Origin of the sequence: Cupriavidus lacunae (assembly GCF_003353055.1) — a bacterium.
Lineage (GTDB): Bacteria > Pseudomonadota > Gammaproteobacteria > Burkholderiales > Burkholderiaceae > Cupriavidus > Cupriavidus lacunae.
Map to the genome: position 1 here is coordinate 1 of NZ_QKWJ01000067.1, position 22,093 is coordinate 22,093.

The 22,093-nt window shown below is 61.8% G+C and carries 21 protein-coding genes and 2 pseudogenes; 8 read left to right on the forward strand and 15 right to left on the reverse strand.

What is annotated here, in order from left to right; genetic code table 11:
• Window positions 1-128 precede the first annotated feature (128 nt).
• The 15 genes and pseudogenes from DN412_RS32270 to DN412_RS32345 all read right to left on the reverse strand — a co-directional run.
• Window positions 129-521: pseudogene (locus DN412_RS32270) on the reverse strand (FAS1-like dehydratase domain-containing protein); the annotation flags it as partial.
• A 161-nt stretch (window positions 522-682) separates the two neighbouring features.
• Window positions 683-1,642, reverse strand: a complete 960-nt coding sequence (locus DN412_RS32275) for a porin (protein WP_244222865.1) — start codon at window positions 1,640-1,642, stop codon at window positions 683-685.
• A 181-nt stretch (window positions 1,643-1,823) separates the two neighbouring features.
• Window positions 1,824-3,438: pseudogene (locus tag DN412_RS46025) on the reverse strand (ISL3 family transposase).
• A 274-nt stretch (window positions 3,439-3,712) separates the two neighbouring features.
• Complete coding sequence (locus tag DN412_RS32295; protein ID WP_115215293.1) at window positions 3,713-4,336, reverse strand: TetR family transcriptional regulator; 624 nt, start codon at window positions 4,334-4,336, stop codon at window positions 3,713-3,715.
• Window positions 4,336-4,488, reverse strand: a complete 153-nt coding sequence (locus DN412_RS43580; RefSeq protein WP_161564082.1) for a hypothetical protein — start codon at window positions 4,486-4,488, stop codon at window positions 4,336-4,338. Before DN412_RS43580 ends, DN412_RS32295 begins: the two co-directional genes overlap by 1 nt.
• 15 nt (window positions 4,489-4,503) lie before the next feature.
• Window positions 4,504-5,781 (reverse strand): oxidoreductase, encoded by a 1,278-nt coding sequence (locus DN412_RS32300; RefSeq protein ID WP_115215294.1) that lies wholly within the window; start codon window positions 5,779-5,781, stop codon window positions 4,504-4,506.
• 60 nt (window positions 5,782-5,841) lie between these two features.
• Entirely contained in the window at window positions 5,842-6,648 is an 807-nt protein-coding gene (locus tag DN412_RS32305; protein WP_115215295.1) for an SDR family NAD(P)-dependent oxidoreductase, read from the reverse strand.
• Window positions 6,645-6,995, reverse strand: coding sequence for a c-type cytochrome (locus tag DN412_RS32310; protein WP_208647698.1), 351 nt, complete (start codon window positions 6,993-6,995; stop codon window positions 6,645-6,647). The genes DN412_RS32305 and DN412_RS32310 overlap by 4 nt, the downstream gene beginning before the upstream one ends.
• Complete coding sequence (locus tag DN412_RS32315) at window positions 6,992-8,668, reverse strand: FAD-binding oxidoreductase (protein ID WP_115215296.1); 1,677 nt, start codon at window positions 8,666-8,668, stop codon at window positions 6,992-6,994. Before DN412_RS32315 ends, DN412_RS32310 begins: the two co-directional genes overlap by 4 nt.
• Before the next feature lie 4 nt (window positions 8,669-8,672).
• Window positions 8,673-9,116 (reverse strand): hypothetical protein, encoded by a 444-nt coding sequence (locus tag DN412_RS32320; RefSeq protein WP_115215297.1) that lies wholly within the window; start codon window positions 9,114-9,116, stop codon window positions 8,673-8,675.
• A gap of 2 nt (window positions 9,117-9,118) precedes the next feature.
• Window positions 9,119-9,925: an SDR family NAD(P)-dependent oxidoreductase gene (locus tag DN412_RS32325; protein WP_115215298.1), complete on the reverse strand. Its 807-nt coding sequence runs from the start codon at window positions 9,923-9,925 to the stop codon at window positions 9,119-9,121.
• Window positions 9,926-9,987: 62 nt separating this feature from the next.
• Entirely contained in the window at window positions 9,988-11,457 is a 1,470-nt protein-coding gene (locus DN412_RS32330; RefSeq protein ID WP_115215299.1) for an NAD-dependent succinate-semialdehyde dehydrogenase, read from the reverse strand.
• Window positions 11,458-11,466: 9 nt separating this feature from the next.
• Window positions 11,467-12,477, reverse strand: coding sequence for a dihydrodipicolinate synthase family protein (locus DN412_RS32335; protein ID WP_115215300.1), 1,011 nt, complete (start codon window positions 12,475-12,477; stop codon window positions 11,467-11,469).
• A gap of 25 nt (window positions 12,478-12,502) precedes the next feature.
• Window positions 12,503-13,507 (reverse strand): ornithine cyclodeaminase family protein, encoded by a 1,005-nt coding sequence (locus DN412_RS32340; protein WP_115215325.1) that lies wholly within the window; start codon window positions 13,505-13,507, stop codon window positions 12,503-12,505.
• 63 nt (window positions 13,508-13,570) lie between these two features.
• The gene (locus tag DN412_RS32345; RefSeq protein ID WP_244222866.1) at window positions 13,571-14,032 is read right to left on the reverse strand and encodes a YceI family protein; all 462 of its coding nucleotides are present in this window, start codon (window positions 14,030-14,032) and stop codon (window positions 13,571-13,573) included.
• A 172-nt stretch (window positions 14,033-14,204) separates the two neighbouring features.
• Here DN412_RS32345 and DN412_RS32350 point away from each other — a divergent pair, with 172 nt between their 5' ends.
• From DN412_RS32350 to DN412_RS32385, 8 genes are all read left to right on the forward strand, one after another.
• Window positions 14,205-14,873, forward strand: a complete 669-nt coding sequence (locus DN412_RS32350; protein WP_115215301.1) for a FadR/GntR family transcriptional regulator — start codon at window positions 14,205-14,207, stop codon at window positions 14,871-14,873.
• 109 nt (window positions 14,874-14,982) lie between these two features.
• Complete coding sequence (gene kce, locus DN412_RS32355) at window positions 14,983-15,912, forward strand: 3,5-dioxohexanoate:acetyl-CoA acetone transferase (protein ID WP_115215302.1); 930 nt, start codon at window positions 14,983-14,985, stop codon at window positions 15,910-15,912.
• A 40-nt stretch (window positions 15,913-15,952) separates the two neighbouring features.
• Complete coding sequence (locus tag DN412_RS32360) at window positions 15,953-17,065, forward strand: FAD-dependent oxidoreductase (RefSeq protein ID WP_115215303.1); 1,113 nt, start codon at window positions 15,953-15,955, stop codon at window positions 17,063-17,065.
• 47 nt (window positions 17,066-17,112) lie between these two features.
• Window positions 17,113-18,759, forward strand: coding sequence for a DUF1302 domain-containing protein (locus DN412_RS32365; RefSeq protein WP_115215304.1), 1,647 nt, complete (start codon window positions 17,113-17,115; stop codon window positions 18,757-18,759).
• Window positions 18,760-18,786: 27 nt separating this feature from the next.
• Window positions 18,787-20,157: a DUF1329 domain-containing protein gene (locus DN412_RS32370; RefSeq protein WP_115215305.1), complete on the forward strand. Its 1,371-nt coding sequence runs from the start codon at window positions 18,787-18,789 to the stop codon at window positions 20,155-20,157.
• Window positions 20,158-20,175: 18 nt separating this feature from the next.
• Window positions 20,176-20,736: a cupin domain-containing protein gene (locus DN412_RS32375; protein WP_115215326.1), complete on the forward strand. Its 561-nt coding sequence runs from the start codon at window positions 20,176-20,178 to the stop codon at window positions 20,734-20,736.
• A gap of 22 nt (window positions 20,737-20,758) precedes the next feature.
• A complete protein-coding gene (locus tag DN412_RS32380) occupies window positions 20,759-21,694 on the forward strand; it encodes a VOC family protein (RefSeq protein WP_115215306.1) in 936 nt (311 codons plus the stop codon).
• Between the two features lie 7 nt (window positions 21,695-21,701).
• Window positions 21,702-22,064 carry a Rieske (2Fe-2S) protein gene (locus tag DN412_RS32385; protein ID WP_115215307.1) on the forward strand — a complete coding sequence of 121 codons (363 nt, stop codon included), beginning with the start codon at window positions 21,702-21,704 and terminating at the stop codon, window positions 22,062-22,064.
• Window positions 22,065-22,093 lie beyond the last annotated feature (29 nt).

Consider the following 22,093-nt stretch of genomic DNA (forward strand, 5'->3'; position numbering starts at 1 on the left):
CTGATCGGGCTGTGTTCGATAAAGCGTTCCACCACTGCGTCCAGTACCACGCCACTGACTCCGTCTTCGGTTCGAGGACACGGAGCTTGCCCTATTCTTCATCACCTTGAAAGGGGTGGCTCTAAGAGCCCTTCGACGCACACCTCATGACGGACCTTGACGAAGACCAGCTTGCCGGTCCTGCCCTCCTTGGTCGAGACGTCATCGATGATCGAGGTGCGCACAACGCGGTCGCCCACCCGAAGCGGAGCACGAAATTCAAACTGGCCACCAGCCCACATGCGACGTGGCAGTGGCACGGGAGGCAGGAAGCCACCACGCTTGGCATGACCATCCGCACCAATCTCGCTCTGTCGGTGCATGGGAAGAAAGTAAAGCCAATGCCACAGCGGCGGCAATGGCGTACCAGTCGGCTGCGGTGCCACCGGATAGTCCAGCGTGGCCCGCAAAGCAGTCACCGGCACCGCGGTAATCGTATCTTCGTGCTGCGCCCTGCGTCCGATCCATGTCCGCGGGTCCATTGCCTGTTCGTTCACTGCTCTCTCCTTGCTGTCCGTGCCAGAGCGGCACATGCACGCGAATTGATTTTGGTCTCCCCGCTGAAGGGAGGGAAATGCATAGTTCCTATGGATTGATCTGCCTGTTGCATCAATCGAGTGCCCGTGCAGCAGGTCCGGGTTCTTTAGAAGCGGTGTCGCAAGCCGATACCGCCACCGACCTTGCTGCCCTTGACGCCCATAAAGGAAGGGAGCGCGTAACCGCCATTGATTCGGTTGAAGTCAACCTCAGCGTAGACATCGGTGCGCTTCGACAGGTTGTAGTCGGCAACACCCGTGACCATAATTCGGCTGCCATCGGTGTTGCGTTGGCGGTCGTAGTGTGACGTCACCGATAGTGTTAAGGCTTGGGTCGCAGATACCGCGATGCCGCCTGTAAAGACGTCATTGCGGGTCGGGCTCACGTCAAAGCGGTTGTTTAGGTAGCCAAAGGTTAATTTGACGATTCCCCACTGGTAGTTGCCGCCCAGTCCCCATACCTTTCTCGCCTCGGGAGTCGTCAACGCGTTGGCCTGTTGCCAGAAGGCGCCTACGTCGACCGGACCTCTCGTGTAGCCAAGCGAGATCCCGTAACTGGAACTGCGCTTCGTTTGGCCAGGCACTTCGCCGAAGGTATAGTGAGCGCCGGCCGACAGCGCCCCCCATTGCCCAAAGTACTTGGCCATGTTGCCTTGGCGCGGCCCCGTATAGCCGTTGATGATAGTGACGGCGTCCAAATTTGGATGTCCGTTCGGCTGAAAGCGACCTGCTGCATCGTAGGCCGTCGTAAATTGACGCCCGAAAGTCAGTCTGCCTACCCCCTCCTTATTCAGACCCACCCACGCTTGCCGCCCGAACAGGCGCCCTTGTCCGCCCGTGCTCTGCTGACCATAGTTGGCGGTCGCCGTACCTTGTGACGACACGCCTGTCGTTGGGTCGAAGCCGCTTTCCAGATTGAAGATGGCGGACAGCCCGATGCAAACAAGTATTTGGATGAGATTCCACCGGGCGTGATTGGACCGCTCGTGAAGGTGGTTTACAGAAATGCGATGCAGACCAACTTCATTAGTCGGCTCGGAGGGAGCACTTTTACGGGTCTTCCGCAATCTGTGTGACGACGGCGAATTCGCGTCGAGGACCCTTGCCGTCGTCTTTCCCGCCCCACTACCACCATTCTTCTTATTGACTGACGTAAGCGAGCTCGCCAGCCTCGTCCTGGCTCGCACGAGCTCACGCGCCTGCGATGGCGACCGGACTAGCAGGTCCAGTAGGACAAGGCAGGCCAGTTTAGCTTGGCTTCAACACCCGCAGCCGCAGAAGCTCGATATTCGCGCGGCCATACATTTGGCGCTTGAGGAGCTTGAGCCGGTTGACATGACCCTCGGTCTGGCCATTGCTCCATGGCAGCTTGAAGGCCGCCCGCACAGCCGGTAAGTCGGCGCGCAGGCTTTGCGCGAACCTGCGCATTTCCGCAGCGTCGCAGCCCGACAAACGTTTCAACCATCGATCGAAATGTCGCGGACTTCACCGGTGCATGAGCCCGAGAAACTCCCGCGCGAGGCTGCGGACCTCGCCCACCACGGGTTCGATCTTGCACAGCGCCTGCACGAAGCGCTCGTGGTCCGCGCTCCTGGGCTCCTCGACGGCGAGGTTCCTCCATCCGACAAGCCATCCGAACACGCGCCGGGCGGACGGAATCGGAATCGTTCGCACGGGCTCCAGGGCAAGCGGCGCCTTGCCCAGCGGAAAAAGGAGGCGAATCACGCAATTCCGAACGGCGGCGCGACTGCCCGTGTATCCTCGCTGCTTGAGTTCCCGCCAGATCAGTTCAGGAAAGCGACAGCCCTGCGCGATTCGTTCCTCGATATCGCTGAGATAAGGATCTAAAGGCGTCGGACCCCGCGCCCTGGGTGCGCGCTCGGGGAACGCCCCCGCGGTGATGAAGTTGCGCACGGTTCGATGGTCGATTGAGAGCTCTTGCCCGATTCCTTTCATCGTGCCGCCCTGGGCGTGTAGCGCCATAACCCGCTCGTACAGCTCCCACCCGCGAGGCGCGTCGCTGATCGCTCAGACGCTGCCATGACCATAGTGAGTTGCGGCTCCGCTCCCGCTGCCGGTCCAGGGTCACGCCACGGACCTCGACTTGCTGCGCGGCTTGGCGCAGTTGCGATCCGAGTCGGCACAGCAGTCTCTCGACGTTGTCGCGCAAGTTGCACAGTAGATGCCAGCGATCCGAGACCTGCGTGGCTGCCGGCAGCGCAATGTCGACGGCCTCCGAGTAGGCCCCGGCCCGGTCCCTGGCGACGATCTCGATCGATGGGTGCGCACGCATCCACGCGGCCACCGCAGTTCCTTCCCTGCCGGCGAACACTTCGATCGGCTCACGTCGCTCCAGGTCGACGATGATCGTTCCGTACTGGTGACCGCGCGCGATCGCCCAGTCATCGATGCCGACGACCCGCGGTCGTGGTTTGCGCTTGCGCTCAGGAGCTCTGCGCAACTCCCGCAGCACGGTGTCGGCACTGGTACGCAAGCCCAGGGCGTTAGCAAGCCTGGCTGCCGCCTCACCACCGAGGGCATGGCCCAGCGCGTGCAACGCCCGAGCCTGCGATCGCGTACGACGTTGATGCCGACCGGCTAAGGCGTGGATGTTCTCGGCAAACGTACGACGCGGGCAGCCGGCATTTGCACACTTGAAGCGACGCACCTCAACGGCGAGAACGACCCGCTGGTCGAGCATCGGACGTTCTTCCAGCCTGCGCACATAGCTGCCGTGGATTCGGTGACTCCAACGATGGCAGGCAGGACACGGTGCCGCGCGAACCGTACTGCAGGCTTCGACAGTAACGGTCTCCCCTCGCGCGTCACTGGAGACGACGCGCTTACCTACACGGGCGAGAATACGATCGCGTCAATTCGCGTGACAACGACAGAGAGATCGCACGCAATATCAATGAAATCAATGACTTAAGCACAGCGAAGGAAAGTTGTCACCGCGAAAGGATTCGATCAAAGTAAAGCCAGATCGGCCCGAAATCAAGCCCCCAACGCGGCCGTCACACAAAGTGCGGGAGACCCGGAAAGTCGTCACCGATTCCGAAGGAATGTCTAGGTGGCGGCAGCAGTGGCTGGATCAACTGGAGAGCACCCAATTGAACGCGCTAGCCATGCGTCGCCTACTGATTTGCTACGTGCCACTGTAACGCCCCGACCAAGCCAACTGCCTTGCCCGCCAGTTCGCCCGCTTGCGCCGCCAAGTCGAAGCTCGGCTCGAACAGCCAGCTTTCGACAATACCGAACACATAGGCCTCATAGGCGAACGCCGCCGTCAGTATATTGGTGCCCGCCGGTAACAGCCGCGCAGCCACGGCGTGCTCGAGGCAGCCGCCGGCATGGTTGCGCAACCGGACGCTGAGCGCGATGCGTTGGTCGCGGATGATATCGGAACCGCCCTGCCGGCCCCATTTGAAGAGCAGCGCGCTGATATTCAGCGCGTCGCCCTGCCCGACCACGGTGCGGAAGAGGGCCTCGGCAGTAGCCACCATGGCCTGGAGCGGCGAGGATGGTGACTCGGTCGAAAAGGCTTCCTCTAAAGCCTCCACGGCATCGTGGCACACGCTCTCCAGCAACCTTTGCTTGCTCTCGAAGTGCCAGTACACAGCGCCTCGGGTCACGCCTGCAAGGCGGGCGATCTCCTCCAGCGTGGTACGTGCATAACCTGCGGAGCAGAACATTTGCACGGCGGCGCACATAATCGTCAGACGGGTCTGATCCGCCTCCAGAGCTGTCCGCCTCGCCATTAGTCGATCCCCGTGTTATGCCACAAGCGCAGTGAAACCGAGCGGCGCTCCTCGGCAAGCAGCACGGTACTGATGCCGGCCTTGTAGAGGCCTTGGCCGCCCCGCACAGCGTCGAGCACCAAGGCCCGCTTGGCGAACATCTGCAGGTCCACTTCGTCTGCATCGACTTATTTTTGATTCATGCGAGCCAGCTTGTCGGCCAATGTCATCAGCGTCCGATTGCCGGTGGCCCACACAATGGCGTTCTGGACGAGGCTGGATTGCGTGGCGCCCGTATCCTCGCGGCCCATCTCAGGATTCTTATGGCAAGCCACCGGCACGTTAAGGATCAGCCGGCGTAGGCAGGAGTTCGCATTGTCGCACCACACGATTTCCCGCTCGCGCCCCTCGGTAACTTTCACGGCGTAATCCGGGTCAGCCAGCATCTGCCGGGCGAGCATGCTTGCGTCGACATGCCCGGCCTCGATAGCCTCGGCGGCCTGCCTCGGATCGGGCGTGCTGGAAAGGAACAGCCTAACATCGCTGCCCACCGCCTTGCGGAAAGCCTGTGGCTCGCCGTGCGCGAGCATGTTGCCGGAGATGCTCGTGACGTTCTCACCCATGGACTCGTAGTTGCCTTCGCTGAGCGAAATGAAATCCACGCCGGCCTTGACGATGTGCGCGGCCACCTCGGAGAAGCCTTCTGGCCCCTGACCATTTGGCATGTGGTCGTTGACGCTCATGCGGATGCCGACCGGGTAATCGGAGCCTACCTCGGCGCGCACCGCGGCGACCACGTCGTGCAGCGCCCGGGCACGGTTCTCGGCCGAACCACCGTACTTGTCCGTGCGTTGGTTTGCGAGCGGCGAAAGGAACGATGAGTAGAAATAGCACATATGCGCGCCGATCTCCACACCGTCGAAGCCCGCCGCCTTGGCGCGCCGCGCCGCGGAGACGACTGCAGCTTCCAGTTCCTTGATCTCACCGATCGTGGCCTCTTTGGGTACCGGCGTGACGCGTCCGCCCGGAATGTAGAGGTTCTCTGGCAGGCTGCCCGCCCCCAAGTCGACCGGTGTCGGGCTGGCAGACGATAGCCAGTTGCCGTTGCGCGGCACACCCATCCGACCGAAACTCGGGAACAACTGCGCGAAGACTGGCGTGCCGTATGCATGCACAGCGTCCGTCAGCCGCTTGAGGTCGGGAACGAACTCGTCCTTGTCGAAACGCACGTTCGGGGAGAACGGCGACTCGTTCCACGCCCGCTCGCTCGCCACCGAGCCGCCGACGATGATGAGCCCCACTCCGCCCTTGGCGCGCCGCGTCAGGAAAGCGATGGTCTGCTCGCTCGGCCGGCCGTCATCGGTCGGACGCAGCACCGCCATCGGCCCGAGGATGATGCGATTCTTGATTTCGAGCTTGTTGATCTTGAGAGGGCTTGCGAGCACCGCGGTCGTTGTCGTCGTCATCGAAAATCTTGTCTGTGAATGAGGATTGGGAGTTGGCAATCGCTGCACTCCGCCCACGCCCTACATGATTGCGCTCGCGCCGCCGTCCACCAAGATATTGGTTCCGGTAACCCACTGCGCCTCGTCGGAGGCAAGGTAAAGGCCCGCGTAGGCGACGGCGACCGGATCACCGGGCTGCCCCGAGATCGTGCGCTCCACGATCTCGGCCACCGGCGCCTTGTCACCCATCTCACGGAACATCGCCTGGACCGGCGGCGTGTTCATGACGCCGGGACTCACCGAGTTGACGCGCACGCCGACCGCGATCCCCTCTGCCGCGAGTTGGCGCGTCAGCGCAAGCACGGCTCCCTTCGCGGCGGCGTGCGCCGCCTGTGGAAGCGCACGCGCGCCCTGGATACCCGCGCCCGAGCCAATATTGACGATCGCGCCGCGCGACTTCACCAGATGCGGCCATGCGACCTGGCAGGCGCGCCAGACCAGATCCAACTCGTTCTGGATCGTGAAGACATAGTCCTCATCGCTCTGCGCCGCGAACGGCGCGAAACGGGGCATGCTGGCGTTGTTGTAGAGCACATCGATGCGGCCATGCTTAGCGACGGCGGCGTCCACCCAACGCGACACAGCATCGCGGCTGCTGAGATCGACCGGGGCGACAGCGTCAATCGAATGACCATCGGACTCCACCAGCCGCGCTGTTTCAGCGGTCGTTTCTGGGTTGATGTCGCAGCCCACGACGATCGCGCCCTCGCTCGCGAACAGCCGCGCCGTCACGCGACCCATTCCGCTGCCGATGCCGGTGAGAAGCACCACCTTGTCATGCAGGCGGCCCACACGCAAATCACGGCTGATTTTGTCCGCGTATTTCATTTTTTGTAACTCAGATAGGCCGACAGCGCGTCGAGATCGGCGTCGGTGATTTCAGTCTTGCGGAAAGCCGGCATGATCAGCACGCCATTGCGCACGAAATGGCGAATGAAGTCCGGGTTCATGTCCTTGCGCTCTTCCAGCACGGCGGGAATGCTGCCGCCGTACTTGGCCTGTAGCGACGCCGTGCCGGGCATATGTTCGCCCACCGCGTGGCACATCGCGCACCACTTGTCGAAAACAGCCTTGCCCTGGCCAATCACCGCGCCACTGGGAGCGTTGCCGCCAGCCGTGGCGGAGCTGGCCCAGCACACCATCGCCGCCAGCAATATCGTTTTGATGTTCTTCATTTGGCGTTCTTCCGCTGGTTTTTCGGCCAGATGCCATAACGGCCCGGAGACAGGATGCCCTTGGGGTCAACGGCGTCCTTGATGGCTTCGTGCAGGCGCAGCAGGCTATTGTTGTTGTACGAGTACAGGCCCATCGCCTGGTCCTGGAATTCCGTATGGCAGCGGTATTCGCCCCAGCCATGCTTAGCACCGATGTCGAGCAAGGTGCGGTAGGCGCTGATGATCGACTTGTTCAGGGCCAGGTCATCGGTAATCGGAAAGCCGACGATGAACAGGAAGGTGCGTTCGTAGAACGGCGCCGGCAGCGCAAACGGACGCAGGTTCCAGATCGGGACGTTCTGCAGGGCGGGAATGGTGCGCGCGGCCTCGTCGAACACGCGGTTGGCATCGAGGATGCCTTCGGCGCTCTGCGGAATGACAGGCGAGAACCACATGTGCCCGCGCATCGGGTTCGGATTGCCGCCGGCGCGCGTGCCCATGCCGAAGAAATCCATGTTCGGCACGCCTGCGTCCTGCGGGTAGAAAGTCCACTCGGCGGCGGCCTTGCGCGGGTCGGTCTGGATCGGGCCGGACCGGAAGGCGGCGTTCTTGATCGCCTTGCTTGCCAGTTCCTGCACTGCTTCCCACTGCGCGGCGACCACCTTCCGCGGGCCGTAGAATTTCAGGCTCAGGCCCCAGTACGAGATCTTGTTGTCGGCGCCGTACTTGGCCAGTTCTGCCGAATAACCGACCTTGGCCTTGGCGACCAGGTCCGCCTGCCCCTTCGGCAACTGCGGCGGGCCCTTGTAGAAGGCTTCCACCAGATGCTGGGTCTTGTTGCTCACGCCCAGTAGCGGGCTGAGCAGTTCTGGCGTGCCAGGCGCCAGACCGGTGTTCTCGGCGTACTTGAGCAGTTCGACCAGGGGATGCAGGTCTTCGTAGCGCGGAACGTAGATCGTGCCTTCGAGGAAGGCTTCCGGCGCCGGCATCAGCCAGATGCCCATTTTGGTGACGATGCCGAAGTTGGACTGCGAGAAAATGCCATCGACGCTTGGGCCCATGCCGTATTTGTACTGGCCCCAGGTCTTCGCGCCGGGCAGTGCGCCCATGCCGGTGCGCACCACTTCACCATTGGCCAGCACCACTTCCATGCCGCAATGCGAACCGAAGTGATCGCGGAAGCGCGACAGGGTGTGGCCCACGCCGTGGTCGACCGCATTGCCCAGCACGCTGCCCCAGCCCGGATCGGCGGTGTCGATCCACAGCTTCAGGCCCTTCTCCTGGATGTAGTTGTACAGGTCGAAGTAACTGACACCCGGCTCGACGATGGCGTAGGCATTGCTCTCGCTGACCTCGATGATGCGGTTCATCCGCTTCAGGTCGAGTACCACGCTGCCGGATTGATTCGGCGCGGAGCCGCCGTAGCCAAGGTTCTTGCCGGTGGAAATCGTGTACAGCGGAATAGCGTACTTGTTGGCGATGCGCACCACGGCCTGCACTTCCTCGACCGAAGCCGGCGCCACGGCGGCAGCGGCGCTGCGGTCTTCCGGCGTGTCGCGCGTCGGCGCATAGGCGTCCTTGTACGGGAACAGTTCTTCGTCGGTGATGAGTACCCAATCCTTGCCGACGACCTTGGCGAATTCCTGGAGGGCGTTGGCGAAGACTTTGGGAGCTACGTTCGGTGGGGTTCTCATGGTGTCACGCGATGATCCAGGAAGCGAGGTTGTCCGGGTGACCGTCGTTGTCAGCCAACGGCGTCAGCACACGGGTGCGAAATGCGTGACTGCGCGCCTGCTCGGCGAGGCATTGCCACACCGCGAGCGTGGTCAGGCCGGCAACGGCGCCTTCGCCCTGTTGCCATAGCGGATGCAGGTGTTCCTGCCACAGGCGGGTCAGGCCGTCGGTAACTTCAAGCGGCTTGCCGCCCTTCTCTGCCTGCGCCTTGGCATACGCCAGGCTTTGCGGATAACGACGATCCATGACGATGTAGCGGATGTCGGAAGGACTCGGCACTTCCACCGAAGCGGAAATTGCAGCGTGAGCAGCCAACAGTGAAGGATGCGCAACCGCGGCCAACGCCGCGGCGCTGCCGGTGGCGATGAGCAACGAGCGGCGGCTCATCCGGATGTCTTCAAAACCCATCCTCAGTCTCCAAAAAATTCGCGGTATGCAGAAAAGCCCGGGATGTGGATCGACACGCCACCATCGGCAACGAGCGTCTGCCCAGTGATGTTTCGCGCCGCGTCCGAAGCCAGGAACGCCACGGCTTCTGCAATGTCTTCCGGTGCGCCGACGCGATCACGAGGGGTTTCATCCAGCACCAGCTTGAGCATCGCTGAGGGGAAATCCTTGGCCACGGTTTCGGTCAGTACCAGGCCCGGCGCGACTGCATTGCAACGCACACCCTTGCGCCCGTAGGCCGTGGCCACGGCGCGCGTCATCTGCATCATTGCGGCCTTGGTCGCACTGTAGGCATGGAAACGGATGTTGCCCTGCAAAGCCATGCCGGACACGGTGTTGACAATGGCTCCATCACCGCTCCTGACCAAGTGCGGCAGCGCTTCACGGGTCACGATCATGGTGCCGCGGCAATTGGTGGTGAAGAAGGTGTCCCAGGTTTCGGTCGCCATCTCACCGATGCCGTTATCGGCGTCGACCAGTTGCTGGCCGACTGCGGTGGCATTGTTGTGCAGGATGTCGAGGCGGCCGAAATGGTCGACCGCACGCGCGACCATGGCCTTGATTGAGGCCTCGTGGGAGAGATCCATGCCGACGGCAATCGCGGCATCGCCGTACTTCGTAGCGACCGCCTGCGCACGATCCAGCGCGATGTCGGCGACGGCGACGCGCGCACCACGGCCTATCATCAGGTCGACGGTGGCTTGACCGATACCGCCCGCCCCGCCCGTGACGATGGCGACCTTGCCCTCCAGGCTCAGGGCCTTGTACATAGTTCTGTCTCCTCCAGCTTGCTGGTTCTTATTTGTGCATCATATACGACACGTATCGTATTTTAAAGTCCTCCAAGAGCCACGTACTTGATCTCCAGGTAGTCGTCGACGCCATACTTGGAGCCCTCTCGTCCCAGACCGGAAGTCTTGACACCGCCGAACGGCGCAACCTCGGTCGAGATGATGCCCTCGTTAACGCCGACAATGCCGAATTCGAGCTCGTCCACGACGCGGAAGATGCGGCCCACGTCGCGCGCATAGACGTACGCAGCCAAGCCAAACGGCGTGTCGTTGGCCAAGGAGATTGCTTCCGCCTCGGTCTCGAAACGGAACAGCGGCGCTACCGGGCCGAAGGTCTCTTCGTTGAAGATGAGCGCGTCGTGCGGCACGTCGGCCAGCACGGTGGGCTCGAAGAAGAATCCACCCAGCTTGTGCCGCTTGCCGCCGGCGACCACGCGAGCGCCCTTAGACACGGCGTCGGTGATGTGTTCCTCGACTTTGAGCACCGCGTCCTCGTTGATCAGCGGCCCCTGCACCACGCCCTCTTCCATGCCGTTGCCAACCTTCAGTGCGGCTGTGGCTTCGGCGAGCTTCTTCGCAAAAGCGTCGTAGATGCCGGATTGCACCAGCAAGCGGTTCGCCGCGACACAGGCCTGGCCAGTGTTGCGGTATTTGGCCGCCAGCGCGCCTTTCACCGCGGCGTCCACGTCGGCATCGTCGAACACGATAAAGGGAGCATTGCCGCCCAGCTCCATGCTGGTCTTTTTGATGGTCGGCGCACATTGGGCCAACAACTGCGCTCCCACTTCAGTGGAGCCGGTGAACGACAGCTTGCGCACGATGGGATTGGCTGTCAGCTCGCCGCCAATGGCACGGGCCGAGCCGGTGACCACATTGCACACGCCCGGTGGCAGGCCAGCCCTCTCGGCCAGAACGGCCAACGCCAGAGCCGACAGCGGTGTCTGGCTGGCCGGCTTAATGACGCCGGCGCAGCCCACTGCCCATCCCGGGCCGGCCTTGCGTGTGATCATCGCCGAAGGAAAGTTCCACGGCGTGATCGCCGCAAATACGCCGATGGGCGCCTTCTGTGCCAAGATGCGGCGGCCGTCGACGTTCTGCGGAATAATGTCGCCGTAGACGCGGCGTGCCTCTTCAGAGAACCACTCGATGAAGCCGGCGGCATAGAGGATCTCGGCGCGTGATTCCACCAACGGCTTACCCTGCTCAGCGGTCATGATGACGGCCAGATCCTCGATGTTTTCGAGCATCAGGTCGTACAGCTTGCGCAGAACCTTGGCACGTTCCTTGGGCAAAGTCTTGCGCCAGCTGCGCATGGCGCGCTCAGCCGCCTCGATGGCGCGCCTCGTTTCAGCCGCGCCGCCGTTGGGCACACGCGCCACCAGTTCACCGGTAGCGGGATTGACGACATCAATGGTCTGGCCACCGTCGGCTTGCACCCACTTACCCTCGATCAGCATGGCCTCGCGCAGCAGGTCCGGATCCTTTAGCGGTAGTTTTTTCACGTCACTCATGGCTATACCTCAGACTGGGTTGCGGCCGATGAAGAATTCTTCGTCCGGCGAACTGGTCGGGTTCAGGCCGGCCGCTTGAGTAGCGTTTCGCAGCAGTGCCATGTCCTTGCCGTGCACGCGCGCCGTCGGATGGCGGACCGGGCCGCCGTTGTAGCCCTGCAGCCAGCTTTGGTACTTCCACAAAAGGCGATTGGACAGGCCCTGACCACCGAAGCCCAGAGTGGACACCGCGCGGCGCATTGGCTCGAGCTTGTAGTACAGCTCGGTAGCCTCGTCGTATTTGCCTTCGCGAATCAGCTTGTGCGCACGCGGAATCCACGGACCGAAGAAGGCGCTGTAATTGGTGCCGCAGAATGGAATATCGAGAACTTGCGCCAGCGGAATGTATTCGTATTCCAGCGGCGAAGAAATCACCACTTCCTTGTGGAAATGGCGATGCACCTCGATGGCAGACATGAAGTACGGCATGCCACCCTCGGCCTTGATCGCCACCACGTTCGGGCAGTTATCGACCAGCTTGCGCAGCATTGCCACCGGAATGTCGGCCGGATGCAGGCGGCCAAAGCCCCAAGTCGGCACCGGAAAGATGATCACGCCGAGATTGGTGGCATCGCAAACTGCCTTGCTGTACTCATAGACGTCGTCCAGCGATTTGGGATAGAAATGCGGGGGGTAGCCGAGCAGCACCAGGTCGGCGCCATTGGCTTCGGCGCGCTTGACCGCCGCGATGTTGTCTTCCAGCGTGTTGAAGATGGCGTGGTGCACGACGAGAAGCTTGCCCTTGGCTTCGTCGACCATGATTTGTTGGAACTGATCGTGCTCTTCCAGCGTCAGCGGCACTTCGGACACCGCCAGGGAGCCGATGAAGCCGTGCTCGATGGACAGGCGAACGTCGTGGCGGATCGCCTTCTCGTTGATGCGCGTGAAGTCATTGGTCATTGTCGGGATCGTGACGTTGGCGACGCCGACAAGGGCTTGCTTTGCCCACTCACGGGCTTCCTTCTTGGTGTAACTGGCCATGATGCGTGTTCTCCGTGATTGTTGTTCAGATGCTCTTGTTTTCGAATTCGATGGGCAGATGCGTCACCAGGCCCCTCTCCAGAGCGCGGGTCAGGATCAGTTCGGCGACCACGATGTCCTGCAGACCCCCGCCGACCGACTTGAACATGCGCGTCCGCGCACGCCCCAGTTTGTCTTCGAGCTTGCCGCTCATCAGCTCGACCATGCTGAAAGACTTATCGTGAAAGTTGATGCCCGCCTCTTTGGCGGCGAGCATGTCGCCGGTTTCCTCCAGCACTTCCTCCAGCATGTCGCACACGATGATGTCGCTGCGGGCCACGACCGAGGCGTCAATCTCGCGCTGCGAGGGCACGGTTGAACCGATGGAAACAATCGTCGCCTCGGGCTTCAGCCAGTCGCTGTACAAGATGGGAAGCTCTCCGCGCGAACGGGCCGCGCACAGCACGATGTCCGCGCCGTCCACTGCCTCCTGGCCGGAGGCGACGCCGCGCGCCTGCACGCCCAGGTCGTGCGTCACCGCTTCGGCGAACGCGGCGCGTTTCTCGGGCGTCGGGCTGAACACGACCACCTCGGTCAGTTCACGCACGCTGGCGATAGCGCGCACGTGCATCGAGGCCTCAAGCCCGCTGCCCAGCACGGCCAGGCGCGCCGGTCTCGGTGGCGCCAGACGGTCGAGCGCGGCGGCCGAGGTGGCTGCGGTACGAAAGCCGGTCACCAGCGCGCCATCGACCAAACCCGCGATGCGGCTAGTGTCACGGTCAAATAGGACAATCGCGTATTCCACGCCAGGCTTGGCGCTACCCATCGCCGCTCCCATGACCTTGGCACCGTAGTAGCGTCCGCCCACCGGCACGGCCGACAGCGTGCGCAACCACGTCTTGCCGACGGCGGCCACGCTGCGGGCCGGTGTCGACTGGGGCGGAATCGACTGTGAATAGGCGGCCTGCAGGGCCTGGATAGCCTCCTTCCAATCAAATACGGCTCGTGCCGTATCGCTTGAAACGAAAACAGGGGAATGGGATATGCTCATGATGGTCATCGCCGGGGGTAAGTCAGGACAGCTTAATTTGCAACAAATGACGTGTCAATTAGTTTATTGATTCACATCATTTTGTGATGTTAGCTCGATCTCGACCTTCAGGCGCACCTCATCCGACAATGCCCCGGGAAAGGCGCCCATGCCGTATGCCCCACGACTGATGGTGGCGACCGCCTTGAATCCGACCACCGGCGCCTGGGTCCAGGGATTGACCGCGCGCCCCGTCAGCGCGGCGTCGAAAGCGACCGGCAGGGTGACGCCGCGCAGGGTCAAGTCACCTTCAATTACATAGTTCGCGCGCTCGCCTCGTCGTACCGCGCGGGAGACGAATACAGCCCTTGGGTGCACTTGAGTGTTGAACCAGTCCGCGCCGCGCAGGTGCTCGTCGCGCATTTCAAGCGCAGTGTCGATGGAGGCCACATCGATTTCGAACGACACGCTGGATGCCTCGATGCGTTGATCATCGAACTGCAAGTGCGCGGAAAACCGCTTGAACACTCCGGGCGTGCTGGTCAACCCGAGGTGGCGGACCGAAAATCAGAAAATCCGATATGTGCATGTGCGGGATCGACCACCCAGCCGATGGATTTCATCATTTGATTGCTCCTATGGCGGGTAAACTACTGAGGTAAAGCACGTATCATATGCCAGATATGATGCGCCTCAATTACCAAATTGATTTACCAACATGAACTTGATTGATGATGATGTCACCCGCCTCCGTGACTACATCCAAGCCCGCGCAGGCACAGAGGCCGACCTGCGTCTGCCGCCGGAACCCAAGCTGTGCGAAACGCTAGGCATATCCCGCGGACGCCTGCGCACGGTGCTCAAGCGATTGGAAAGCGAAGGCTTGATCTGGCGCCACGTCGGCAAGGGCACATTCATCGGCCCGCGCCAGATTCAAGCCGATGACGCCAGCCTCTCTGCCGCAATCAGCATGGACGACCTACTGGACGCGCGCCTAGTGTTGGAACCACAACTAGCTGCCCAAGCCGCCATCCACGCCACCCCTGCAGACATCGCCGCCCTGGAGCAATGCCTGTCCGAGATGGAAACCTCTGGACCATTCATGCACTGGAAGCGCTTGGACGAGCGCCTGCACCGCACCGTCGCCGAAGCCACGCACAACGCCCTGCTGCTGTTGATGTACGACACCATGCGCACCCATGTACGCGTCAACCTGGACTCGCGCATTGAGGCGGTTTACTCCCCGATGATCGGGCCACGCAAGGACACTGACGAAGAGCATCACCAGTTGGTGGACGCCATCCGTGCGCACAATCCCGACCGGGCCGAGCAGGCCATGCGCGAGCATCTGCGCTCGGTGCGCACCCGGCTATTCGGCCAGCGCTGACACCTACCCGAGAAATCCCCTACAAGCAGTAGCTTGAAATCCGATTGACCAACTCACTTGTTTATGAAACGATACGGCTCGATCCGTTAATAACGAATAGGAGACAACGATGAAGAAAGTCATCATCACGTGCGCAGTCACGGGGGGCGCACATACGCCGTCGATGTCGCCACACCTGCCGGTGACGCCCGAGGAAATCGCCCGGCACTCCGTCGAAGCCGTCGAGGCCGGCGCCGCCATCGTGCACCTGCATGCACGCGACCCCCTCACCGGCAAGCCCACTGGCAGTCCCGATGTCTTCCGCCAGTTCGTCGGCACGATTAAAGATTCCACCGACGCAGTCATCAACATTTCCACGGGCGGCGGCGGCCCAAGCATGCCCATTGCTGAACGCGCCGAGGCTGGCCGCGCGCTCAAACCCGAGATGTGCTCGCTGAACATGGGCTCAATCAACCTGGTCCTTTCCGAAATGGCGCAGAAGGACCGCGCCTGGAAACACGATTGGGAGAAGCCCTTCCTGCAATCCACCAACGGGATGATCTTCCGCAACACCTACGAAGACATCGAATGGATCCTCGAAAACGTGGGTCGTGCCGGCGGCACCCGCTTCGAGTTCGAGTGCTACGACATCAGCCATCTGTACACACTGGCCTATTTCCTGGAGCGCGGTCTGGTGAAACCGCCGCTGTTCGTGCAGAGCGTGTTCGGCCTGCGCGGCGCACAAGGCGCCCACCCCGAAGACCTGATGCACCAGAAGCGCACAGCTGACCGCCTGTTTGGCAACGACTACCACTGGTCCATCCTGGCCGCCGGAAAGAATCAGATGCCGCTTGCCACCATGTCGGCAGTTCTTGGCGGCAATGTGCGCGTCGGCTTGGAGGACAGTCTCTACATCGGCCGCGGCGAGTTGGCGCAATCCAACGCCGAGCAGGTGCGCAAGATCCGCACCATTCTCACGGAGCTGGGGTTGGAGATAGCCAAACCTGACGAAGTACGACAGCTCTTGCAGTTGAAAGGCAAGAACGAAGTCGCCTTCTAAGCCACCTTCCAAACAAAACAAACAACAGGAGACGAAAGTCATGTCAGACGTGAAACGCGTCCTGATCGTGGGCGCCGGCATCGGCGGCGCCATGGCCGCCTATTCCCTAGCCCGGGCCGGGATCAGTACGCACGGCGTGGAAATCGCGCCGAGAAGCTCGGCTGCCGGCACCGGCATCTGCCTTCTCCACAACACCATGCGCGCGATGCACCAAGTTGAACTGGCGGAGCCCTGCTTGGAGTATGGACAGCAGATCGATCATTTCCGCCAGTTCGACGCCATGGGCAACCAGATCAGCGAGAACCCCACCCCGCCCGGCATCGGCATTAAGCGCCCCGACTTAGCGCACGTGCTTGAAAGCGCGGCCGTCGAAGCCGGCGCGAAGATCGAATACAACACCACCGTCACCGAACTGGAAGACCTGGGCGACCGAGTCAAGGTCTCCTTCAGCAACGGCAACGTCGCTGAATACGACGTCGTCGTAGGCGCCGATGGAGTCTATTCCAAGATCCGCCACAAGGTCTTCGGCGTTAAGTACGACGCCGAGTTCGTCGGCCAGAGCTGCTGGCGCTTCTCGGCGCCCCGCCTGCCCGAGCACGACGGGTTCTGGCTGTTCCGCCACAAGGGCGCTGGCGTCGGTGCGATCCCGACCTCAAAGGACGGCTGCTACCTGTTCATCCTGGAAAACAGCGACAAGCCTCTGAACATGCCGCCCGACAAGCTGGACTTGTTGCTGAAGGAGCGCCTGGCCGCCTACACCGCACCGCTCATCCGCCAAGCGGTCGAGCAGCTGACCAGTCCCAAGCAGGTGCTGTTCCGCCCCTTCGACGCCCGCCTGATGCCCGGCCCCTGGTGGCATAAGGGCCGTGTGGTCCTAATGGGCGACGCCGCGCACGCACCGACACCTCAGCTGACCTCTGGCGGCGGCATGGCTATTGAGGATGCCGTGGTGCTGGCTGAGTGCCTGGCCGCCCCCGGCACAGCCGCGCAGGCGCTCGAGGCCTATAGCAACCGCCGCATCCCGCGCGTCAAACGCGTATGGGAGGCGTCGTTCCAAATTTCGCGTTGGGAACGCGAAGACCCGGTGGGCAACGCGCAGAGGACCGCCGCGCTGCTGTTGGATACCTACAGGTTCCTGGGCGAACCAATGTAAGGCGCCAAACAGGCAACACCAACACACAACAAAAGAGGAGACAAACGGTGACGTACTGCAAACAACCAAATCGCGGCTTGCGCGTGCTGGCGTTAGCTGCAGCGATCTGCACAATTCCCCGGGCACATGCATTTAGTATCGACACTGGCAACGAGGACCTTTCCGTCCGCTGGGACAACACACTGAAATACAGCAATGCGTTTCGCGTGCACGGTCAGAGCGACTCAATGCTCACCGGTAACGCCTTCTCTGCTAACACGGACGACGGCAACCGCAACTTCAATCGAGGCCTGATTTCCAACCGCGTGGACTTGCTGAGCGAGCTCGACGTAGTCTATGCAAAGCGCTACGGCGTGCGCGTCAGCGGCGCCGCCTGGTACGACAGCGTCTACAACACGAGCAACGACAACAACTCTCCGGGTACGGCCAATCGCTTCTCTGGCTCCTATAACAGCTTCAACCCCACAACCCGCACCCTGCATGGCCGCGACGCTGAGCTGCTGGACGCCTTCATGTTCGGCGGATTCGATCTCGGCAACACGCGCTTGAACCTGCGTGCTGGTCAGCACTCGGTCCTATGGGGCGAAAGCCTATTCTTCGGCAGCAACGCCATCGCGGGCGCCATGGCCCCCGTCGATGTCATCAAGTTGGCATCGGTGCCCAGCACACAATTCAAGGAAGCGATCCTGCCCGTGCCGCAAGTATCAGCGCAATGGCAACTGACCCCCGCCGTCTCGCTTGGTGCTTTCTACCAGTTCGAATGGAGATCTAATCGCCTGCCTGCAGCCGGCAGCTACTTCTCCGGCCTAGATTTCCAGCCAGCGGGCGGGGAAGCCATGTTCATCCCCGGTTCCCCCCAGCCGCTGTTCCGCGGCCCGGACCAGAACGCGAAGAACAGCGGCCAGGGCGGCCTGCAACTACGCTTCTCGGCGCTTGACACCGACTTCGGCCTGTACGCGGTGCGCTTCAACAGCAAGAACCAGCAGATCGTAAATGACATCGTGCCCCCCGGGTTTCCGAGCAATTACCACCTGGTCTACCACGAGGGCATCACCGCCTTGGGAGCCAGCGCCTCGCACACGTTCGGCGACATGCAATTGGCAATCGAAGGGTCAGTCCGGCACAACCAGGACCTGGCCTCTACCGCCGCCAACGACGTGTCGGCGCTATTGGGCACACCGGCTAACAACAACAGCAATAACCCCGCCTACGCCGTGGGCCGCACCGCCCACATCAACATCAGCACGCTCTCGACGCTGCCTTCGTCGTTCCTCGCCCGCGAAGCCTCGCTGATCGCCGAAGTCATGTGGAACCGCGTGCTGTCGGTGCAGAAGAATCCCCAGGCGCTCGACCCCAACTCCACGCGCGACGCCTGGGCATTCCGCATGGTGCTGGAACCGACCTACCGCCAGGTGCTGCCAGGCGTGGACATCAGCGTGCCAATCGGCTTCAGTTGGAGTCCTGCCGGCTCGCGTTCGCAAGCCTTGGGACCCTCGCTGCCCGCAGAAAACGGGGGCGACATGAGCATCGGCGTGAAGGGCAGCTACCTCGACGTATGGCGCTTCAGCCTGGCCTACACGCACTTCTACGGTGCAGGGCGTCCCATGATGACTGGCTTCCCCCCGACTTTCTCCTATCAACAGTTCATGAAGGACCGCGACTTCGTCTCGCTGTCCATCAGCCGCACGTTGTGACCCGATAAGACAAGAGAGGAGCAATCCATGACATTCCAGAAACTCACCCGCGCAGCCACGGTGCTTTCCGCCCTGGCCGTGATGGCACCTGCCATTGCCGGCGTTCCTGCCAACGAAGCCGCCCGCCTAAAAGGCGACCTAACCCCTTTGGGCGCAGAAAAGGCCGGTAACAAGGAAGGCACTATCCCTGCCTGGACCGGCGGCCTGACCACGCCCACCCCCGGCTTCAAAAACGGCGGCCGCCGCCCCGACCCCTTCGCCAATGAAAAGCCCACGCTGCGCATCACCGCGAAGAACATGGATCAGTATGGCGACAAACTGACCGAGGGCGTCAAAGCGCTGCTGCAAAAATACCCAGACACCTATCGCCTCGACGTCTACCAGACACACCGCTCCGCCGCCGCGCCGCAGTACGTGTACGACAATATCTTCCAGAACGCCACGCACGCCACGCTGGCTGAGTCCAGCGGTGGACCGGTTCCCAAGGGCGCCTACGGCGGCATCCCCTTCCCCATCCCGAAGAGCGGGGCGGAAGCCATGCTCAACCACAAATTGCGCTGGCGCAGTGAGTCATGGGTTAAGGACGCACACAACTGGCAGGTCACGGCCGACGGCAAACCCGTGCTGCTGTCCGACATCACCCAACAGAACAACACGCCCTACTACTTTAAGGACGGGCGCTCCGACAAGCTCGACGATCTCTACTGGTTGGTGCGCCTCGACACCCACGGCCCGGCAATCCGAGCGGGCGAGGCCATCGTGGGCCACCAGACGATAGACGAAACCAATACCAACACCTGGGTCTACCTGGTGGGCCAGCGTCGCGTGCGCAAGCTGCCCAATGCCTGCTGTGACACGCCAACCCCTGCCGCCGCCGGTGTTCTGTCGTTCGACGAGATCGAAACCTTCAACGGCCGCATGGATCGCTTCGATTGGAAACTGATTGGCAAGAAGGAGATGTACATCCCCTACAACTCCAACCGCGTGCTAACGGCCACCAAAGACAGCGACGTCCTTGGCGCACATCACCTAAACCCGGACTACATCCGCTGGGAATTGCACCGTGTCTGGGTGGTGGAAGCTACGCTTAAGCCAGGCCAGCGCCACACATCGAAGAAGTCTGTTTACTACCTCGATGAAGACACTTGGTTGGCTGTACTCGCCGACCGCTATGACGCCAACGACAAGCTTTGGCGCATGGCCTTCTCGACCCCGGTCGCCATGCCGGACGTGCCGGGCCAAATTGCCTTCGGCTTCGGCGCCTACGACCTGCTGGCGGGCAGCTACGTTGCCATGGAGGTCGGCGCCGAGCAGAAGATGCACTACAAGATCAACACGACACCCTATTCGAAATCGTTCTTCGCGCCAGAGAACATGGCAGGCGAGAGTGTCCGTTAATTATTCATGAGTATCACCATGCAAACAAACGAAGAGAAGAAACAAGACCTGCGCCAGCTCGAATACCGCCCAGTGCGCCGAATCGTTACTGGCACCAACGCTGAGGGGCGTTCGTACATCCAGTCCGACGGCGACGCGCCCAACGCGTTCTGGGAGCCAGGCCGCCCCGCGGCGCATGTGCTGTGGGCCACCGGCGAAGCGCGTGCGATCGGCGACGAGCCGGCGCCAAAAGGGCATAAGTTCCCCTTCCACTCGTCGCAAGGCTCGATCCTGCGCGTCGCCGACTTCGCTCCTGACTCGTTCTACAACCAAGAAGAGCTGCTGAAGTTTCTCGACGAATCAGGCGTGCGCGACAACAACAAGCCACGCCACTTCTGGTTTCACAAGACCGAGTCCCTGGACTACGCCATCGTATTGGAAGGTGAGATCTACGCCATGATGGACGAGGGAGAAGTGCTGATGCGCCAAGGCGACATCCTCGTCCAGCGCGCTACCAACCACAGCTGGTCCAACCGCTCCGACAAACCCTGTCGCATGGCCTTCGTACTGCTGGATCTGGTGCCCGGCGAACCGCTGTAAGCCATACATAGAAGGAGAAAAAATGAACATCATCGGACCCGACTACCTTGTGTTTGCGGTCGACGACGTAGCGTTGGGCACCCAGTTCTTGACCGACTACGGGTTGGAAGACCAGGGCAACGGCCTCTTCAAAGCGCTCGATGGCACCGGCGTCATCATCCGTCAGACCAGCGACCCCAGCTTGCCCAGCTGGACCCACCCCACAACCAACCAACTGCGCAAAACGATATACGGCGTGGCCGACAAGGCTACGCTAGACGCTATCGCCGGGGAACTAGCCAAGGACCGCGAGGTGAAAACCTTGGCCGACGGCTCGATAGAGTCCGTCGATGACATGGGCTTCACGCTCGGATTTCAGGTCACGGTGCGGCGCAAGCTGGACCTACCAGGCGAACAGGTTAACGCCCCCGGCGCCTCGCAACGCGGCTTCAATGTCAATGGCGTAAACAGCGGCCCCAACCCGCCGCTGCCGAAGCCTCGGTCCCTTTCGCACGTCGTATATTTCGTACCCGACGTGGACAAGGCCGAGTCGTTCTATGTCAAGCGCTTGGGGTTCCGACTGTCCGACCGCTTCGTTGGCATGGGGCCTTTCTTGCGGCCAGCCGGCTGCATTGAACACCATACCATGTTTCTCATCCAGACGCCGGCGCACCTGCTGGGCTGCGAGCACTTCACCTTTCACATGGGCGGCCCTACCGAGGTACTGCTGGCTGGCCAGAACATGAAGCGCAAGGGATATGAGTCGTACTGGGGACCAGGGCGTCATGTCATGGGCAGCAACTGGTTCTGGTACTTCAATTCCCCGTTTGGCTGCCACATCGAGTACGACGCCGACATGGATCTACACGACGACAACTGGGTGCCGCGCGTGGAGAATGCTCAAGCCGACCGTTCGCAGATCTTCCTTTTCAACTGGCGCGAAACTTGGGCGCCAAACGGCCCGGACAGTCAACCCTGAGCCGTGAATGCAAGCGGTTACGCCCAAGGCTCCCGTCTGGCGCAGACTCTGCGAACTGAGCGAGCTGCCCCAGACGGGGGCGCGTGGTTTTGATCTACTGGGTCGGGGCACCGACGACCTATTCATCGTACAACGCGGCGGTCTGCTGCGCGCCTATCGAAATTCCTGTCCACACTGGCCTGGGGCTTCGATGCCCTGGCGCAAGCATGCTTACCTGGACGGTGCAGCCGAGCACATTATTTGCCATGGCCACGGGGCGCGCTTCAGGCTTGACGACGGCCTCTGCGTGCTAGGCCCCTGTCAGGGACAAGTGCTGGAAGCCGTGCCCTTGCGCATAGATGAAGGTCGCTATATCAGCGCCTTCATTTGAAATCAGCAATCCTCCCGCTACAACTCCTT

Bases quoted from the DNA above. Each gene is read 5' to 3' on its own strand.
- DN412_RS32295 (WP_115215293.1), bottom strand. From the start codon at position 4,336: ATGGCGAGGCGGACAGCTCTGGAGGCGGATCAGACCCGTCTGACGATT.
- DN412_RS32300 (WP_115215294.1), bottom strand. From the start codon at position 5,781: ATGACGACGACAACGACCGCGGTGCTCGCAAGCCCTCTCAAGATCAAC.
- DN412_RS32305 (WP_115215295.1), bottom strand. From the start codon at position 6,648: ATGAAATACGCGGACAAAATCAGCCGTGATTTGCGTGTGGGCCGCCTG.
- DN412_RS32310 (WP_208647698.1), bottom strand. From the start codon at position 6,995: ATGAAGAACATCAAAACGATATTGCTGGCGGCGATGGTGTGCTGGGCC.
- DN412_RS32315 (WP_115215296.1), bottom strand. From the start codon at position 8,668: ATGAGAACCCCACCGAACGTAGCTCCCAAAGTCTTCGCCAACGCCCTC.
- DN412_RS32320 (WP_115215297.1), bottom strand. From the start codon at position 9,116: ATGGGTTTTGAAGACATCCGGATGAGCCGCCGCTCGTTGCTCATCGCC.
- DN412_RS32325 (WP_115215298.1), bottom strand. From the start codon at position 9,925: ATGTACAAGGCCCTGAGCCTGGAGGGCAAGGTCGCCATCGTCACGGGC.
- DN412_RS32330 (WP_115215299.1), bottom strand. From the start codon at position 11,457: ATGAGTGACGTGAAAAAACTACCGCTAAAGGATCCGGACCTGCTGCGC.
- DN412_RS32335 (WP_115215300.1), bottom strand. From the start codon at position 12,477: ATGGCCAGTTACACCAAGAAGGAAGCCCGTGAGTGGGCAAAGCAAGCC.
- DN412_RS32340 (WP_115215325.1), bottom strand. From the start codon at position 13,507: ATGAGCATATCCCATTCCCCTGTTTTCGTTTCAAGCGATACGGCACGA.
- DN412_RS32350 (WP_115215301.1), top strand. From the start codon at position 14,205: ATGAACTTGATTGATGATGATGTCACCCGCCTCCGTGACTACATCCAA.
- kce (WP_115215302.1), top strand. From the start codon at position 14,983: ATGAAGAAAGTCATCATCACGTGCGCAGTCACGGGGGGCGCACATACG.
- DN412_RS32360 (WP_115215303.1), top strand. From the start codon at position 15,953: ATGTCAGACGTGAAACGCGTCCTGATCGTGGGCGCCGGCATCGGCGGC.
- DN412_RS32370 (WP_115215305.1), top strand. From the start codon at position 18,787: ATGACATTCCAGAAACTCACCCGCGCAGCCACGGTGCTTTCCGCCCTG.
- DN412_RS32375 (WP_115215326.1), top strand. From the start codon at position 20,176: ATGCAAACAAACGAAGAGAAGAAACAAGACCTGCGCCAGCTCGAATAC.
- DN412_RS32380 (WP_115215306.1), top strand. From the start codon at position 20,759: ATGAACATCATCGGACCCGACTACCTTGTGTTTGCGGTCGACGACGTA.
- DN412_RS32385 (WP_115215307.1), top strand. From the start codon at position 21,702: ATGCAAGCGGTTACGCCCAAGGCTCCCGTCTGGCGCAGACTCTGCGAA.